Consider the following 18,030-nt stretch of genomic DNA (forward strand, 5'->3'; position numbering starts at 1 on the left):
AGCAATCTTTTTTTATTCATCTTTTAAAAAATTAGGAACCTAATTTTTTAAATATTTATCTAGAAATTTTTCCACTTTTTCATACATTTCAAAGCGATTTTCTTCATTAGCAAAACCATGACCTTCATCCTCTTTTAACATGTATTCAACATCAATATTATTTTTCTTTAAAGCACTAATCATCAATTCAGATTGCTCAAGTGGAACTCTTGGATCATTTGCTCCTTGTACAATCATTAAAGGTGTTTTGATTTTATCAGCATGAAAATAAGGGCTAACTGATTTAGCATATTCTTCATTTAAATAAGGATCTCCTAGTGCTTCTTCAAAAATATTTCCAGGTGTTCTTCAATAAGGTGGCATGGAATCTCAAAGAGCAAATAAATTACTTACTCCAACTATATCAACTGATGCAGCATATAAATCAGGCTCTTTCACAATCCCCATTAAGGCTGCGTAACCTCCATAAGAACCACCATAAATTGCAATTCTATCCTTGATTGCATAGCCTTGCTCAATTGCCCAATAAGTAGCATCAGTTAAATCATCTTGCATTGCAAGACCTCATTGTTTTCATCCTGCCAGGAAGAATTTTTTACCATAACCTACTGAAATACGGTAATTAACCTGCAAGACTGCGTAACCACGATTTGCAAAAAATTGTGTTTCTGAATCATAACCTCATGAATCTCGAACTCAAGGTCCACCATGTACATTTAAAATTAACGGATAAGGACCTTCTTGATTTTTTGGAAGTGTTAAATACCCATGAATAGTTAAACCATCTCTTGCTTTGAATGAAATAGGTTTCATCTTAGTTAAATTTTCAGGGGTTAAATTAGTCTCTTGATAATAAATTAATTCAACACTATCTTTTTCCTTATCATAGTAAAAATATTGATTAAGCATGTCATCACTACTTGAAACATAAATTTTATGTTTCAATTCAATATCACTGCTTAGCTGAAATAAATATGAATTGCCAAATCAAGGATATTTTGATTTAATTAAATCTTTTACATGCAGATATTGCTTTTGTTTTTCTTCATCATATCATTTGATTTCTAGATATTCTTTATCCATTAATAATGCAATGATTTTATATTCTTGTCGAGAATCTAAAATCACATCTTGTAAGTCAACTAAGTCATCTTCATAAATTAATTCTGCACTTTTTTCATCAAGTTCTGAATTATATTTAACTAATGAAATTTTATCTCTATCAATATTAGATAAAGCAAGCACAGATCCATCAGGATATTGATGGACTAAAGATAACTCATCTTTAGAACTAACAAATTTAATTTTGGTTAAATTTTCATTTTCATCTACTTTATAGATCTCGCTACCACCAGAAATACCTTTCACTAAATATTTTAATTTATAATCATCATCTCTTAAATTTGAAACTATGTTGTCATCATTTTGCAAAAGCATTTTTCATTCTTTAGTTTTGATATTGTAATGATAAGTATCAAAATAATTTTTATTTCTGTCATTATGTAAGACTTCAATTATGTCTTGAAAATGCATCTTTTTCTCGTAGAAAACTTCTTCAATAAAACTACCTACTCCAGCAACTTTTACATCTTTATAATTAGTTACATCTTCGAAAGTTTTTGTTTCTAAATCAACAATATAAAGATGGTCGTTTTCATCGCCATCTTTATCTTTTAAGAAAAACATATTGCTTTCGTTAATTCATCCAATTGAATGAATTGAGCGATCACTATAATTAGTTAATTGAAACTCTTCTTCAGTTTTTAAATCTTTGACAAATAAGTTTGAACGTTGATTAACCTTTTTTAAATAAGCTAATTTAGTTGCACTAGGATTTAATCTAAAAGATGAATAATCTCTTGTTTTAAAAAATTCTCTAATTGATATTTTTTTCATTTTTACCTCTTTATTTATTAATTATTTGATTATACCTAAAAGAAAGTTATTTATTAAAAGCGTAACTAAAAAAATAAATTTTTATTTTGTCTTTTTTTAAGTAATTTTTTTATAATTTTTTAAAGTCAAATTTCCTAGATGAAAAGATTTTGTAGAAATAGGTAAACATGTTTACTTTTTTTAAAAGAAACTGAAAACGTCTTTTAATCATTTCAGCAGCAAGTTCCCTACTTGTTGCCATTCCATTAACACTTAATAAAAAAGAGATCAGTGAAAAATCATTTTTATTATTAAACAAAAACGAAACACAAACTGTTGTTAAAGATAATAGCTATTATTTAACTCCACTTTTAAATTCGCGTTTTTCAAAACAAATTAAAGAGTATCAAAACATTCCTGAAAAAGAATTAGAGTTTGTCAAAAATACTTATGTTAGTACTCAAAATTTAGGTACTAAAAATTTTTTGTATGAACAAGAAATTTTACTTGCTTTATATAATGCAACAGTTTATTATCGTGATTTATTTCCAACAATAAATATTGTTCCAACTACAAATACAGTTGATAGTAATGATGCTGCTTTTGCATTTTTTAATAACATGCAAAATAATTGATATCGTATTATTAATAATTTGGATAAATTATATTTTGTTGGTTATTCAGCTGCTGTAAGCAATTTAAAAGACAATATTTTTCAGCAAGAGCAAGCAGATAAATATGGATGAATTTATAAGCCTAAAAGTAGCAAAATAATTGATTCATATTTATATGAAGATGAAAATGAAAATGAATTTAAAAAGTCATTTTATTTTCAAATTGAAGATTTTAGTGTTTATAAAATCGAATTTATAATTGCTAAAAATACTAATACATATTTGTCGATAAACCCGACAAATAGGGTTTTTGAGAGGTTTTCTTATTCAGTTAATTTTGAACCAATTATCTTTAAGATTTTTAATAAACAAAATGTTCAAATAAAATCTGATATTAAATTATTAGCAGATCATTTGGAAAAAATAAACTTATATAATTCAAATTTAACTGATGAAGAAAAGACAAAATTAAAGGATGATTTTGATGCTCAAAATGGTCAAATAATTTCTTATGTTTTAACGGGTGCAAAAAATGAATAAGAAGTTTAAAAAATTTTTATTTTCAATTTTACCATTATCAATTTTTGCTACTTTAGCAGCTTCTTCATGCAGTGTTGGTTTAGATGGGATTACCATAGAAGTGCAAAAACCAGTTACTGCTAATCAAGATTTAAGTAACGTTAGTTTTGAATGAGAAAGATTTTTAGAGCAACCTGCTATTCAAAATTTATTAAATAGAATTTTTGAAGATGATAAATTAAAATTCACTTTTAATTCATCCTTGAATAAAAAAATCGATCTTAAAGATGAAGATACAATTGAAGTTGCAAAAAATAAATATGTTAACTATATAAAAAATTTAGGAGAAAAATATTTAACCGATTTATCAGGATGATTAAATATTTATAACATTGCTTTAAGAAATAGTTGGCAAGATAATTTTGATTCAGATGAACCTGAAATCGGTATTAAAGCAGCAGATATGTTTGATGAATTAAACACAATTAATTGATTGTATTTTTTGTTTATGTTTAATCGTTTTTCATTCATTGGAACTAGCGAAGGAATTTTTAATGATGGTGGTCAATTTGGTAGAACTTTTTCAAATAAAGTAAATTGATTTATGAAACCAAACACAAATGTAATTACTGAAATGAATGAAATTTATGCACAATTTAAAAGAGAAGATGAACCAAGTAATGAACTTGAATTTAATAAATATTTTTATTTAAAAATGGCTAACCATGCAGTTGTTGAAATTAGGTATAAACAGCGACTAAATAGTGAAAATAAATTGGTTAAGAATTTCACGATAAATCCTTATATTAATGTACCATTTAAGTGAATTATAAAAGAAATTGAAGATTTTAAGATTAAAGATTTTGCGCTTTTAAATGTTCATAGAAATTTTGCTAGTGATTCACATGAAATTGAAATCAGCGAAGAGCATTTAATCAAGCTTCGTAATATTGCTGAATTAGATATTTCACTTGGAAATAATGTGCCTTATTATTTATCAGGTGTTAATCTAACAAAAGAGAAAGAAGAAAAAAATGCTTAAATATATGAAGACAACATTTAACTTTATGAAGTTTTTAAACATCATGGTTTTTTCAAAATGATTCACCTATGTATTTGTAATCATTAGTTTTTTTATAACTATGTTTTTTGTACTAATGCCATATTTATTTAGTAATTCAGATTCTTATAGAGCTTCGCTTTTAATGATTGTTCCAGTAATGTTTATTTTACTACTTACTATTATTTACGCAATTTATATGTCAGTTTTACTTTTTCGAGATACTGAAAATAATGGGCTTGATTTAGTTATTGCCGCTAAACCAATTGAGAGAATGCAAATCGTAATTGCTAAATATATTTACTTTATTATATTTGCTTTTGTCTGAGCAATTGTAATTTATATAGCAACATCAATTGCAAGCATTCCCTTAAGAAATGTTGATTATTTCAACCTTGAAAACGTTGAATATTTTGTCCATGGATCTTTTGCAGTTGTTTTATTTGCTTTTGTTTTCTTTGGTTTAATTACAGCTTTAATTGCTAAAAAAATCAATAAGGCCGTGGCTTATTTATTTTCAGTTGTGATCTTCTTACCTTTATTTTTTATAGGTACAGTAGCTCCAACATTTTCAAGACCTCAAATCAGCAGTTTCACAAGTGAATATAATAATTTAGGAGGTGAATCTGCTATTGATGCAGCTAATTTATTTGCTTATTCAACTTCTGACCAAGAAGATGGTTATTATATAGTTCCTACAAATTCTGAAGGTAGTTTAACACAATCATCTCGTGACTTTTTAAATAGAGCATTTCAAAATACAAAAACTTCTCCTGTAGGTACACAAGTGCTTTCTTGAATTGATATTCCTTATCAAATGGGAATTCATTTTGCTGCTAATGGTCGTGACTTTTTCATGTCAGGTAACGCCTTAGGTTTAGGAGATGTTAGAAGTATATTTAATAATTTTGGAACTGAGAATGTTTCAACTCGTTACAATTATCATTTAGTTGCTAATGAAGGGTTAGTAACTGATTCATCAAATAAATCAGTTGTTATGAATTTACCTTTACTAAGCAGTCAAAATAGTTTATTTAGAGATCAAACTCAAAGAAATATTTTCTACGCTTGAGAAAATGCAGAATCTGATTCAACTTTAACTGATGATAGTTTTTCATTTATAAATACATCAAATTACTATGGAACTTTGGATTGAAGGTCTATTAGTGAATTAATACAAAATGATGATGTTAAAGCAGCTTTTAAAAAGTTCAATGACAAGTATTTAACAGGTGAAAACCTAACTTCAAGGCAATATTTAGACACTTTATTTGCAGAATACGATTCAATTATTCCTGATTTTTTAAATGTTATAAATAATTCTTTTACACAAGTTACTGATAGATACCTAATGCAGTTGCAGATTCAGTACTATGTAGTTGCTCTTTATTATTTATATTTAAATTATCAAAACAATAGCCTATTAAAAAACGTTATATTTGAAAACGGTTTAGTTAATCATCAATTTGAAGTTAAAGTAAATTATAATGGTGAAACTAGAAATTACAAAATAGGTGGTTATTCAAACGCCACCCAAGTGCAACAAACTGTTAATAATAAAACAGTTAACCGTGTGCAGTTGACAGCAGGTGATGATTTTCTATTTTCAACAGTTAATAATTATTATAAATTTGAAAGAGCACTTGATACTCAACCACAATATTCAGTTGGAATCTATTGAACAATTATCATTGTTGCTTTATCAGCTGCTGTAATTTATATTTACTATAGAAGGGAGTACTAATGAACTTATTTAAAAGTAAAAAAGTTACAAAGGTTACCCTTAATCAAAAAGAAGTTGCAAAACCTGTGAAAAATCAAGGTAATCAAAATGGTAAGAAAAAAATTATTGAAGTTAAAAATTTTACCAAGTACTACCGTAAAATTATCAAAGCAGTTGATGATATTACTTTTGATATTTATGAAAATAATTTTCATGTCATCATCGGAGCTAATGGATCAGGAAAAACTACAACTATTAAAGCAATTATCAACGCTCACGTAGTTTGATCAGGTCAGATCTTAATTAACGGAATTGAAAATCGTAAAACTGAAGCCAAAAGAGATCTAGGATACATGCCTGAAAAAGATGTTTTTCCTCCTAAATTAAGCACTAAAAAGTTCTTGTACGCTCTAGCAATTCTTTCGGGCTTTAGCAAAAAAGATGCTAATAAAAGAGTCAGAAATTTACTAAAATTTTTAAAACTAGAACCTTTTGCAAGGCGTAATCCTAACAAGTTATCATCAGGTCAAAAACGTAAGATTTTGATGGCTCAAGCTTTAATCAATGAACCTAAAATCTTAATAATGGATGAGCCTACTACTAACTTAGATCCAGTTGCTCGCCGTGAATTATTCACTATTTTAGATGAACTTAAAAAACAAGGTACAACTATCTTTGTCAGCACTCACGACCTTTATGAAGTTAGTCGTTTTACTGATTATGTAACAATTATTAATAAAGGTAAAATCGTTTATAGTGGTGTTAAAGAAGTTGATAACTTAGAAGAATTATATTTTAAATATGTAGATTATGATGTCGCTAAAAATGAACAAATTGCTTAAAAAAATCTTAATTACAAGTCCTTTAATAATTGCAACAAGTGCTGCTTTTGTAGCCTGTGTAAATGTTAAAGAAGTTAAACCTGAAGATCCTATTAAGGATCCAGTTTTAGGTAAAGCTGATGAATTAGGGGTTGTTGAAACTATCACGAATGCAGCTTTTTCTAATAAAAATCCTATTCAACTTGCTACTTTTAAGAGAAACCAACTAACTAATACTAGTTGAATTGATGATTACAATTCACTAGTTAAAAAACGTAACAGTTCAGTTGATGAAAACGAGAAAAAACTTATCAATATGAAACTTGATAAGTTAATTCAGGCAAATTGATATTGAATCTTAAAAAATACTAATAAGTTAAAATGAAAATTTGATACTACCTATAGCTTTCCTAAAAATGAAAATGGCTATCAAGTTTTCAGTGAAAAGTATTTAAAGGAAATCGAAAGAGTTAATAACGATAAAACTGTTAAAGCATTAACATTTACATCTACTTTAAAAGAGCCTAGTGGTTATAGTTTAATTGATGATACAGAAACTAGTAGAGGTAATTACTATTTAAACCTTGATGATCATTACTTTTTCTATTTTTCATTTAAAAAAAATAGTTCAGATGATACGATCTCATTAGTGCCTAGATTATATCGCTTTGAAAAAGATCGAGAGCCTAGTTACAAACTTTTATCAGTTAGTTGACATAATGTGTTATTACACGCAAATTCAAAAAGTTTCGTTGACAAAGGGACATTAGATTTTGAAACCTTAACATTCAATAATGGGCCATTATTAATGTTTCAACTTGAAGAAATTACAAAATAAAGCAGAGATTAAATCTGCTTTATTTTTTATGGTTGATAATCTAGATGTAATCTATCATCATAAATGCCAATTGTATAACCAGTTAGATCAAAATCACTTATTTCACCCTTATTGAAAGGAATAAAATATTAAAATGTTGATGCAATAAAATTTGATTATCCATACTTTCTAGCTGATCAATTAAATAAAAATATTTGAGTGTGAACATTTTTCTGTAATTAATGTTATTTTTTCGTTTTAAGTTTTATTTATTTAATTCAAAATATTGTTAAAAAATGTCTTTATTGATTAAATAAAAAAAATATGAAATATATATTATAAAAGTATTTCTTCTCAAAGTGTTATAATTATTATGGCAGATATTTCGCAATAATTTAATATTTGCTACTATATAAAAATTTAAATACTTATATTTAAATTAAATTGCGATGTTAACTAAAAACAAACCATTAATTTAAAAAAGAAGTGTTACATATTACTAGGAGAAAAACTTGAATAAAAGTTTAAAAAGAAAAATTTTTAAGTCTTTATTTGCAATTTTGCCATTGACAATTGCTATTTTTACACCACTAACAATATCAGCGAATGTTAATGAAAAAGACTCTACAGTTGTGAATTTACAACAAGAAACCTACAATGTTAAGTCGACTAAAGAAAAATACATTGACTTAATATTAAGTAGTGGTTCTATTAGTGAAATAATAGAGAAAACTACTTTTAATTATGTGAAACCAGAATTTGTTTCAACTATTTCAAATGAACGTGATTTTTACAAAATTTTAGTTCAAGGAGCAAACAGAATAGATATAGTTTTTAAAGCAAAAACAGAAAAAACTAAACTAAAATCATATTTAGAAATGATTCGTTCTTCACTGGGAGATGAATTTGAAAACATTTATGGAGAATACACATTAACTTTTTCAATCGCATATAAGAGTACAGAAGATTTTAAAAAACTACTTATTAAAATGCTTGATTTTAAATTAGATTATAATGATATACTGCAAGTAAATGTTCATGAAACAGGTAGAAATTATGATTACTTCAATGATGTTGAAGAATCAAGTAAGAGTACAGCAGTGAACAATTCTAATATAGGTACTTCGGTGTCTTCTAATACGCTAATAAATTATAATGATAATTTTTGAAACAACTATACCGAAATTAACAAGCGAAGATATACACTTTCGGGTTTTGATTATCAAAATTTAAAATACGAAAGAGAACAAGCAGAAAATAATGTTAACAAATACGGTAGAGAAATGAAGGTTGGAATTCTTGAAGTACAATCTGATGACTATAAAACTTCTGCTTTAGTAGATTCTAGATCCGCATCTTTTTTCAAAAATAGTAAAATTCATTTAAGTGGTACTTTGTATAATGATCCACATAGAATAAGCCATGCAAATACAGTTGCAGAAATAATTATGGGAAAACAAGGAATTAATCCTAGCATTTCATTATACTCATCTCAATTTCACTTTTTAAATGGTTTACTAAATGGGGCGCTAAATTGATATTTACGAAATGGTGTACACATAGTTAATAATAGTTGAAAATATACTTGGAACAAAGATGAAGATTATAATACTCACTCTGAATGACTTGATAATTTTTTAAATGCAAATGAAGACTTTATTTTTATAATCGGAGCAGGGAATGATGCTGATGATTTTAATGGCGATGATCCTTCTCACTGATATGGTTTTATAGATGCCTACAATATATCTCAAAATGCTATAACTGTTGGGGCTTTAAAGTCTTTGGAAAAGAATGTACCTACTGATTATACAGAAGCATCTAAAAATCAAGGATACATAACAACATCAGTACCTGGTGAGTTTCAACCAACTGGTTATGATGGTAGTAAAACTGGAACTAGCTTTGCTGCCCCAACAATAACAGGAATGGCGAGTCTGTTAAAAACTAACTACCCTTCATTTTTTGATAGAGGTTCTGATTATTTAATCATTAAAAGTGCACTTATTTCTGGTTCAAGAAAAGATGATTATACTTTCAGTTTTTTCACAAATGGACAAGGTATGTGACCTGTTTATGATATAAAAACTGGATTTGGAAGAGCAAACTTTTTCAAAGTAAGAGAATCCTTACTTCATCTAAATTACTTAAAAGTTTATGCAGATAGTAATAAATCTGCTGCAATTTCTTCTCACTATTTCGAAAAAAATGAGAAATATAGAGTTAACGCAACCTGAAAAGGCGAAAATTTATTTAAGAACACTTGAGTTCAAGACTTTCTATTTTTTGGTCATAATCACTATACATACATCGGGCCTTTAGATCTGAAACTACAAGTTATAACACCTGATGGGGATGAACTAGATGCACTTGAAATAAAAGAATTATTTACTAACAAGAAAAAGCTTATGAATACTGAAACAATTGAATTTGAAACAAAAAAAGCTGGCTATTATAAATTTAAGGTATTTTATGATCCAAGCGAGGAACAAGGAAGGAAAAAAGATTTAGATGTCGCACTTACCTACTCTAAAATTTAAAAAAATATTTACTTCGTTAGGTGCTTCTGCTATTTCGTTAGTAGCATTTTCTGTGGTTGCTTGTTCTATGAATCAAACTGCCGAGGATATAAGGCTTTCAAAAACAGGAAAAGGAACAGATATTAGTGAAAAATTATTGGAGAATAAAAAAACAATTGTTCAGTTAAAAACAGTTGGTTATGAACAATTTACTTTTTCAGATTATTGATGATCATTGCAAGATAATTTATCAGTTAAATACCATTCTGAGCATTATGGAATTGACATAGAGAGAAAACAAGATGTAAAATCAGGAAACAGTTCTCAAAATGATTCAGCAGACATATTTTTCAAAACAGACAATGTTGAAAACTTAAAGAAAAATATTTCTGAATCCTTAGTTTTAGATACATCTATAAGAATGGATAATCAAAAAGACACAGATAAGATATTCAAATCAATTAGCCTTGTAACTGATGAGGAAACATTAAAAGCACAACTTCGTATTACTGATAAACAAAAAGAAGAATTTGCTGCATTTGCAAGAACTAAAATTGACGCTAATTTAAAAGATGAGGATATCGAAAATTTAAAACCATGAAACTCACATTTTAGTTATGAATCAATTAAAAGTAAATTGGATCTTAAAAAAAATAATTACCTTTTTGTTAAAGACTTTACAAATTTTATTGTAAAGGGTGAAAATGTCAACTGAGAAAAAGAACTTGTGTACAATAAAGTTGACAAGGGCATTCATGTTTCAGATTATAGAATTGATAAAAATAAAAAAGAATTTTATTTATTTTTAAAATATTCAAACCCTCCAACTAAAGAGCGAGACAAATATGCATCTAAACCTACAGTGGTGTTAAATTCAGTTTTTATAGGACCTAAAGGTCTTACATCATTTCTACTTCCAGTTGATAAAGATGAAATATCTGATTTTGATCTGAACGAATGAAAAGTTTTTGTTTACGGCTATCGTTTTCATATTCTTTAAAATTTTGTCCCATTGTGGACAAGATTTTTTATATAAAATGCAGAACATTATTTCAAATTTACAAAAGTTTATATAAAATATAAAGATGTGTAAAAAATGTGCTACTAGCAACTTAAATCATACAAAGCCTGTTTTTGTAGAAGAATTAGTTAAGGAAATTAATTTCTATGATTTTCGACATCTTGAACTCTGAAAAATTTTCAGAAGAAAAAAAATAATTGAAGAACCAAAACGCCATAGAATGATTTGGCAAGATCAATTAAATATAAAAACAACTACAGTTCTTAAAATCGTCGATCATCTTGTTGAACTTGCTCTAGGAAGCAGTGTTGAAAAGGTTTTTGATAAAACTTATACAAAGTTATGAAAAGCAATTAATAATGTTATTATGGAAACTGAATATAAGATTACAAACGGAAATAAAAGAGTTCAACTTTATAAATTTGAAAAAGAAAATACTCAAATTGAGAGATATATGTCATCAATAACTGCAGAAATTAGTGATGAAAATATAATGAAAATTTATAAACTGCTCATTTATGATCCAATTAAACACAAACAGCAAGGAACTCGTTTTTTAAGAAAAAGAGGTCCAAATGAAAAAGCTATGGAATTGGTTAAATACACTGCAGAAAGAATTATCAAAGTTTTAAGCGAAGCTCAAAACCTAAAAATTAAGCATTGACTTGGTCCTGATTCTTGAGAGGATTTTGCTACACCACAATTAATTGATTATTTTGATGATAATACTTTGTATGATTATAAAATTTCAACAGCGTCATTTCATTGGAAAAATGGTCTAAAAATGCTAGCTTACTACCTTGTTGGATTATCTGATCCTGAATTAAATCCTAGGTTTGCTAAAATAAAATATTTAAAGTTTATTGATGCTCATTACAACGAATTACATGAGTGTGAAATAGATGATTTTCCTCTTGAAGTTTGAAAAGTAATTGCTGAAGCTATTTTAATAGATAATTTTGAAGCATTATGAGCCACAAGAGTAGTTGAAAAAACTGTTTTAAATTAATTTCTTGTAAATCTAAAGTGATTAAATCAAGTACACTGATTTGTTGTACTTGATTTTTTAATAAAATTGATTACAGTTAATTTTTAACTAACTCACTTTTAACAAAAGTAGTTTCAAAAAGATTTATCTGATTTTTTAGACTTTTAAAAACTATAATAACAACAAAAATCACAGGTACAGTTCAAAAGAAAATAGAAATAATAGTTAAAATTCATGCATTAGTAAACATCGCTCGATGTTTACTAAGTTGACTAGATAAAGAAATAGCCATTATTATATAAATAGCAAAACTAAGACATGCAAATATTAGAACAAATATTATTAAGATTCAAATTTCTGTGTTCATAACAGAAAATTTTGCTGAATTGTAATATCTAGCTCAATCAGAAAGGTTGGGAAGATATTACAATTCAGCAAATTTAATGAATTTGACAGAAAGATTAAGTAGAAAATCTTTTGTTATCCATGTTGATTCTAAGAAACCACAGGAAATTAATGAAAAACTCTCAATACTTATAAATGAAGAAAATTTGTTTGTAAAATCAATTACTGTTGATAATGGCTTAGAATTTTCAAAGCTAAATGAAGTAACTCAAGAACTAAAAATAATGATTTATTATTGTGAGCCGTATGCTTCTTTTCAAAGAGGTTCGAACGAAAATTGAAATGGATTAATTCGAAGGTTTTACAAAAAAGGTACAGATTTTAGTTTTGTTTCAAAAAATGAATTGAAGATTGTTGAAGATGAAATCAACAGTATGCCTAGAGAAATTTTAGGATGAAAATCTAGCAGCGAAGTCTATGACTATTATATGAATTTAATGAAGTAAATTAATGATTGCGCAGCAAACAGTTTTTAGTTTTCTAAAGACTATTTTCATAATGCAAAATCTAAAATAATTTGTTTAAATAAGTACTGAAAATGAATTTAAAAATTTTTATTTTAAAATTGATGAATGTTTTCATTTGAAGAATAAAATTGATTATAATATCATTATAAACGTTGAGTTAAATATTACAATTCACATAACAAGTAATTAGTTACTAGTTTTATTTGATTTTTTTGAATTAGAAATTGAATTATCTTTTTCAGTTTCTAATTCTGAATTACCTGCATCAGAATTCGCTTCACCATTAGTATTTCTACCTTCAGGTTTTAATAGGTAGGGATTTTCTCTTTCAATACTGTCTCTGATTTTTATGTAAGTAGCAACTGCTAAAACAATCTTTATAAAGAAAAATACTAGCCCTGCTAAAACTAAATATCAAGTGATATCAAAGTCTTTAATCTTATAGAATCTTTTTAAAACTGCAGCTAAGATCAGTGCACTAACAATATTAACAATTCCCGGTATAACTGATACAATTATTATAACTATGTACTAAATCATCAAAGTTATGTAAAGGTAAATTTTCTGTATTATTCATAAACTATTCTATTCAAGTTATTAGCTAAAATTTTGATAATTTGCTGATAAAAACACTTTATTAATTTCTTTTATCTAGTTTATTAATATTTAATTCATAAAAAAGATAATAAAAAAGCACCTATGGTGCCACTTTTTAAATAAATCTTTCAAAACTGAATAGCATTTTGATTATAAATATCTTAAGATACTGTGACTTTTAAACCTATCAATTTATTAGTACTGGTCAGCTAAATGTATCACTACACGTACACTCCCAGCCTATCAACCTCATCGTCTATAAGGAATTTCAAGGGAATACTCATCTTTAAGGAGGCTTCCCGCTTAGATGCTTTCAGCGGTTATCCTTTCCGTACTTGGCTACCCAGCTATGCTTCTGGCGAAACAACTGGAGCACCAGCGGTACGTCCGCTCCGGTCCTCTCGTACTAAGAGCAGCTCTCATCAATATTCCAACGCCCACATCAGATAGGGACCGAACTGTCTCACGACGTTCTGAACCCAGCTCGCGTACCGCTTTAATTGGCGAACAGCCAAACCCTTGGAACCGACTTCAGCTCCAGGATGCGATGAGCCGACATCGAGGTGGCAAACCTTCCCGTCGATGTGATCTCTTGGGGAAGATAACCCTGTTATCCCCGGGGTAGCTTTTATCCGTTGAGCGACGGCCATTCCACAATGTACCGCCGGATCACTAAGTCCTGCTTTCGCACCTGCTCGACTTGTAGGTCTCGCAGTCAACCACACTTTTACCTTTGCGCTCTACATACGGTTTCTGACCGTATTGAGTGTAGCTTTGAACGCCTCCGTTACCTTTTAGGAGGCGACCGCCCCAGTCAAACTACCTACCATGCACTGTCTCCCGACCAGATAATGGTCGTAGGTTAGAAGCTCAACTTAACAAGGGTGGTATTTCAAGGTTGACTCCACAAGGACTAGCGTCCTCGCTTCATAGTCTCCCACCTATCCTACACATGTTAAGCCAAACTTCAATACAAAGTTATAGTAAAGCTCCACGGGGTCTTTTCGTCTAGATGCGGGTGGGCAGCGTTTTCACTGCCACCATAATTTCACCGAGTCCATTGTCGAGACAGTCAAGAGATGATTATGTCTTTCGTGCAGGTCAGTATTTAGCCGACAAGGAATTTCGCTACCTTAGGACCGTTATAGTTACAGCCGCCGTTCACCCGGGCTTCATTTTGCTGCTTCGCTAAAGCTAACAGCTCCACTTAACCTTCGGGCACTGGGCAGACTTCACCCCCTATACGTCATCTTACGATTTAGCAGAGAGCTGTGTTTTTGATAAACAGTTCCCCCTTGAAATTTACTGTGCCTCAAAATTCAAAAAGAATTAACTTGATGGTTTTGAGGGCCCCTTCTCGCGAACTTACGGGGTCAATTTGCAGAGTTCCTTGACAATGGTTTTCTCGCTCGCCTTAGAATACTCATCTTGGGGACGTGTGTCCGTTCTCGGTACAGGTTACTGTGATATTAAGTTTAGAAGCTTTTCTTGGAAGCATGAAATCGTTTAATTCGCTACTTGTTGCCGTTCGCTATGCATCATAACTCGCAGTTATACAGTGCGGATTTGCCTACACTGACCACTAATTATTTACTCCAGAATCCGTTAACTGGTAAAACTATCCTTCTCCGTCACTCCATCACTATCACCGCAAGTACAGTAATATTAAACTGTTGTCCATCGACTACGTCTTTCGACCTCGCCTTAGGCCCTGACTAACCCTGGGTGGACGAACCTTGCCCAGGAAACCTTCCCCAATAGGCGTGAAGGATTCTCACCTTCAATCGTTACTCATTCCGGCATTCTCACTTCTTGACGCTCCACCAATGCTCACGCTTTGGCTTCAGTGCTGACAAGAACGCTCCTCTAACGTACCAGTAGTACCCGTAGCTTCGGTATTATGTTTAGTCCCGTTATATTTTCAGCGCTGCTTTTCTTGACTAGTGAGCTATTACGCACTCTTTAAAGGGTGGCTGCTTCTAAGCCAACCTCCTAGTTGTTTATGAAACTCAACAACTTTTCTCACTTAACATAATTTGGGGACCTTAGCTGACGATCTGGGTTGTTTCCCTCGCGAGCATCGACGTTATCACCGATGTTCCGACTGCATGACAATTCACAATGGTATTCGGAGTTTGATTATAGTCAGTACAGCTAGGCGCCGCCATTCCATATTCAGTGCTCTACCACCAGAGTTTAACATCACACGCTAGCCCTAAAGCTATTTCGAGGAGAACCAGCTATCTCCAGGTTCGATTGGAATTTCACCGCTATTCACAAGTCATCCGGGCACTTTTCAGCGTACTACGGTTCGACCCTCCACTTGGTATTACCCAAGCTTCAGTCTGCTCATGAATAGATCACCTGGTTTCGGGTGTATACCATCATACTAATTCGCCCTATTAAGACTCGATTTCTCTACGGCTCCGCTTTTCTCCACTTAGCCTCGCATGATAATATAACTCGCCGGACCATCCTGCAAGATGTACGCCATCACGCATTAACGCGCTCTGACTAATTGTAAGTATGTAGTTTCAGATTCTATTTCACTCCCCTTCCGGGGTTCTTTTCACCTTTCCCTCACGGTACTAGTTCACTATCGGTGTCTGGTTAGTATTTAGCCTTACCGGGTGGTCCCGGCGAATTCAGACAGGGTTTCACGTGCCCCGCCCTACTCAGGATCCTGCTTAGAGATATTTATATTTCGAATACGGGGCTATCACCCTCTTTGGCCAAACTTTCCAGTTTATTCTTCTATATAAATATTTTGTAACTCTATGTAAGCAGTCCTACAACCCCACAAAATGTGGTTTGGGCTCTTCCGCGTTCGCTCGCCACTACTGACGGAATCATTATTTATTTTCTTTTCCTGTTGCTAATAAGATGTTTCAGTTCACAACGTATGTCTCTTTCCCTTCTATATATTCAAAGGGGAGTGATACAACATTACTTGTATCGAGTTTCCTCATTCGGAGATCTCCGGCTCATAGTTTATTTCCAGCTAACCGAAGCTTATCGCAGGTAATCACGTCCTTCATCGACTTCCAGACCCAAGGCATCCACTACAAACTCTTGCTTATTTAAAAGTTTAAGTAACTATTTTTTCCTATTAAAAAAAATGTTTTTTGATGTATTCTTAAGGTATTTATAAAGACCAATAATTGGTCTTAACTCGGATCAAAATTATTTTCACAAAATATATTTTGATGTCGTTATCATATTAATTTATATGCTATTCAGTTTTCAAAGATCTATTAATTTAGAGAGTAAATACTCTCAAAACTGAATATTAGAGTGCTTTTGGCTACACCAACACACAAGACTTATAAGACATCGTGATGTTTTAAAAATTTAATTAATTTAAAACTAGTACTTATAAGATTTTTACCAAAAATAAAGTGTAATTGTACTCCGTAGAAAGGAGGTGATCCATCCCCACGTTCTCGTAGGGATACCTTGTTACGACTTCACCCCAGTCACCAATCCTGCCTTAGGCAGTCGCTTCCGAAGTTAGCTAAACCGACTTTGGGCATTACCGGCTCCCATGGTGTGACGGGCGGTGTGTACAAGACCCGAGAACGTATTCACCGTAGCGTAGCTGATCTACGATTACTAGCGATTCCGACTTCATGAAGGCGAATTGCAGCCTTCAATCCGAACTGAGACCGGTTTTTCAGATTTGCTCCATGTCACCATATTGCGTCTCTTTGTACCGGCCATTGTAGCACGTGTGTTGCCCCACTCGTAAGAGGCATGATGATTTGACGTCATCCCCACCTTCCTCCCAGTTACCTGAGCAGTATCCGTATAGTTCTCAACTTAATGTTAGTAAATAAGGATAGGGGTTGCGCTCGTTGCAGGACTTAACCGAACATCTCACGACACGAGCTGACGACAATCATGCACCATCTGTCACCTTGTTAACCTCCACTATATCTCTATAGCTTTGCAAGGGATGTCAAGAGTGGGTAAGGTTCTACGCGTATCGTCAAATTAAACCACATGCTCCACCGCTTGTGCGGGTCCCCGTCAATTCCTTTAAGTTTCACTCTTGCGAGCATACTACTCAGGCGGATCATTTAATGCGTTAACTGCGTTAGCGAGGGTTCCCCCACCAACTAATGATCATCGTTTACGGCGTGGACTACCAGGGTATCTAATCCTGTTTGCTCCCCACGCTTTCGTCCCTCAGTGTCAGTATATAACCAGTAAGCTGCCTTCGCCATTGGTGTTCTTTCATATATCTACGCATTCCACCGCTTCACATGAAATTCCACTTACCTCTTTATAACTCTAGTTTGCCAGTATCTAAAGCGTGCCGGCGTTGAGCACCGGTCTTTAACTCCAGACTTAACAAACAACCTACGGACGCTTTACGCCCAATAATTTCGGATAACGCTTGTGACCTATGTATTACCGCGGCTGCTGGCACATAGTTTGCCGTCACTTTCTGATACAGTACCGTCATAATATAGGCTTTCCACTCCTATATCTTTTCTTTCTGTATAACAGCAGTTTACGATCCGAAGACCTTCATCCTGCACGCTGTGTCGCTCCATCAGGCTTGCGCCCATTGTGGAATATTCCCTACTGCTGCCTCCCGT

The 18,030-nt window shown here is 31.3% G+C and carries 11 protein-coding genes and 2 rRNA genes (1 of these 13 running past the window's edge); 9 read left to right on the forward strand and 4 right to left on the reverse strand.

Annotation, left to right across the window (positions count from 1 at the left end):
* Nucleotides 1–39: 39 nt before the first annotated feature.
* Entirely contained in the window at nt 40–1,896 is a 1,857-nt protein-coding gene (locus CJJ23_RS01395) for an alpha/beta hydrolase family protein (protein ID WP_095334598.1), read from the reverse strand.
* A 167-nt stretch (nt 1,897–2,063) separates the two neighbouring features.
* Here CJJ23_RS01395 and CJJ23_RS01400 point away from each other — a divergent pair, with 167 nt between their 5' ends.
* From CJJ23_RS01400 to CJJ23_RS01435, 8 genes are all read left to right on the forward strand, one after another.
* Nucleotides 2,064–3,029, forward strand: coding sequence for a hypothetical protein (locus tag CJJ23_RS01400; RefSeq protein ID WP_095334599.1), 966 nt, complete (start codon nt 2,064–2,066; stop codon nt 3,027–3,029).
* The gene (locus CJJ23_RS01405) at nt 3,022–4,050 is read left to right on the forward strand and encodes an aromatic motif membrane protein (RefSeq protein WP_095334600.1); all 1,029 of its coding nucleotides are present in this window, start codon (nt 3,022–3,024) and stop codon (nt 4,048–4,050) included. Before CJJ23_RS01400 ends, CJJ23_RS01405 begins: the two co-directional genes overlap by 8 nt.
* On the forward strand, nt 4,043–5,812 hold the full coding sequence (locus CJJ23_RS01410) for an ABC transporter permease (RefSeq protein WP_095334601.1): 1,770 nt from the start codon (nt 4,043–4,045) through the stop codon (nt 5,810–5,812). Before CJJ23_RS01405 ends, CJJ23_RS01410 begins: the two co-directional genes overlap by 8 nt.
* The gene (locus CJJ23_RS01415) at nt 5,812–6,633 is read left to right on the forward strand and encodes an ABC transporter ATP-binding protein (RefSeq protein WP_095334602.1); all 822 of its coding nucleotides are present in this window, start codon (nt 5,812–5,814) and stop codon (nt 6,631–6,633) included. Before CJJ23_RS01410 ends, CJJ23_RS01415 begins: the two co-directional genes overlap by 1 nt.
* A complete protein-coding gene (locus CJJ23_RS01420) occupies nt 6,617–7,450 on the forward strand; it encodes an aromatic motif membrane protein (RefSeq protein ID WP_143823602.1) in 834 nt (277 codons plus the stop codon). The genes CJJ23_RS01415 and CJJ23_RS01420 overlap by 17 nt, the downstream gene beginning before the upstream one ends.
* Nucleotides 7,451–7,941: 491 nt before the next feature.
* On the forward strand, nt 7,942–9,969 hold the full coding sequence (locus CJJ23_RS01425; protein WP_095334604.1) for a S8 family serine peptidase: 2,028 nt from the start codon (nt 7,942–7,944) through the stop codon (nt 9,967–9,969).
* On the forward strand, nt 9,941–10,948 hold the full coding sequence (locus tag CJJ23_RS01430) for a hypothetical protein (protein ID WP_095334605.1): 1,008 nt from the start codon (nt 9,941–9,943) through the stop codon (nt 10,946–10,948). The genes CJJ23_RS01425 and CJJ23_RS01430 overlap by 29 nt, the downstream gene beginning before the upstream one ends.
* A gap of 85 nt (nt 10,949–11,033) precedes the next feature.
* Nucleotides 11,034–11,978: a hypothetical protein gene (locus tag CJJ23_RS01435; RefSeq protein ID WP_095334606.1), complete on the forward strand. Its 945-nt coding sequence runs from the start codon at nt 11,034–11,036 to the stop codon at nt 11,976–11,978.
* Between the two features lie 76 nt (nt 11,979–12,054).
* Here the strand turns inward: CJJ23_RS01435 and CJJ23_RS04985 are convergent, their stop codons facing one another.
* The gene (locus CJJ23_RS04985; protein ID WP_180738000.1) at nt 12,055–12,324 is read right to left on the reverse strand and encodes a hypothetical protein; all 270 of its coding nucleotides are present in this window, start codon (nt 12,322–12,324) and stop codon (nt 12,055–12,057) included.
* Nucleotides 12,325–12,400: 76 nt separating this feature from the next.
* Here CJJ23_RS04985 and CJJ23_RS01440 point away from each other — a divergent pair, with 76 nt between their 5' ends.
* A complete protein-coding gene (locus tag CJJ23_RS01440) occupies nt 12,401–12,808 on the forward strand; it encodes an IS30 family transposase (RefSeq protein WP_095334607.1) in 408 nt (135 codons plus the stop codon).
* Nucleotides 12,809–13,600: 792 nt separating this feature from the next.
* Here the strand turns inward: CJJ23_RS01440 and CJJ23_RS01445 are convergent.
* A 23S ribosomal RNA gene (locus CJJ23_RS01445) occupies nt 13,601–16,512 on the reverse strand.
* Between the two features lie 331 nt (nt 16,513–16,843).
* Nucleotides 16,844–18,030: ribosomal RNA gene (locus tag CJJ23_RS01450) — 16S ribosomal RNA — on the reverse strand; it runs 331 nt beyond the window's last position.
* Together the 16S and 23S rRNA genes form the textbook arrangement of a ribosomal RNA operon.

This window comes from Mycoplasmopsis agassizii, assembly GCF_002276225.1.
GTDB classification, from domain to species: Bacteria; Bacillota_I; Bacilli_A; order Mycoplasmatales; family Metamycoplasmataceae; genus Mycoplasmopsis_B; species Mycoplasmopsis_B agassizii_A.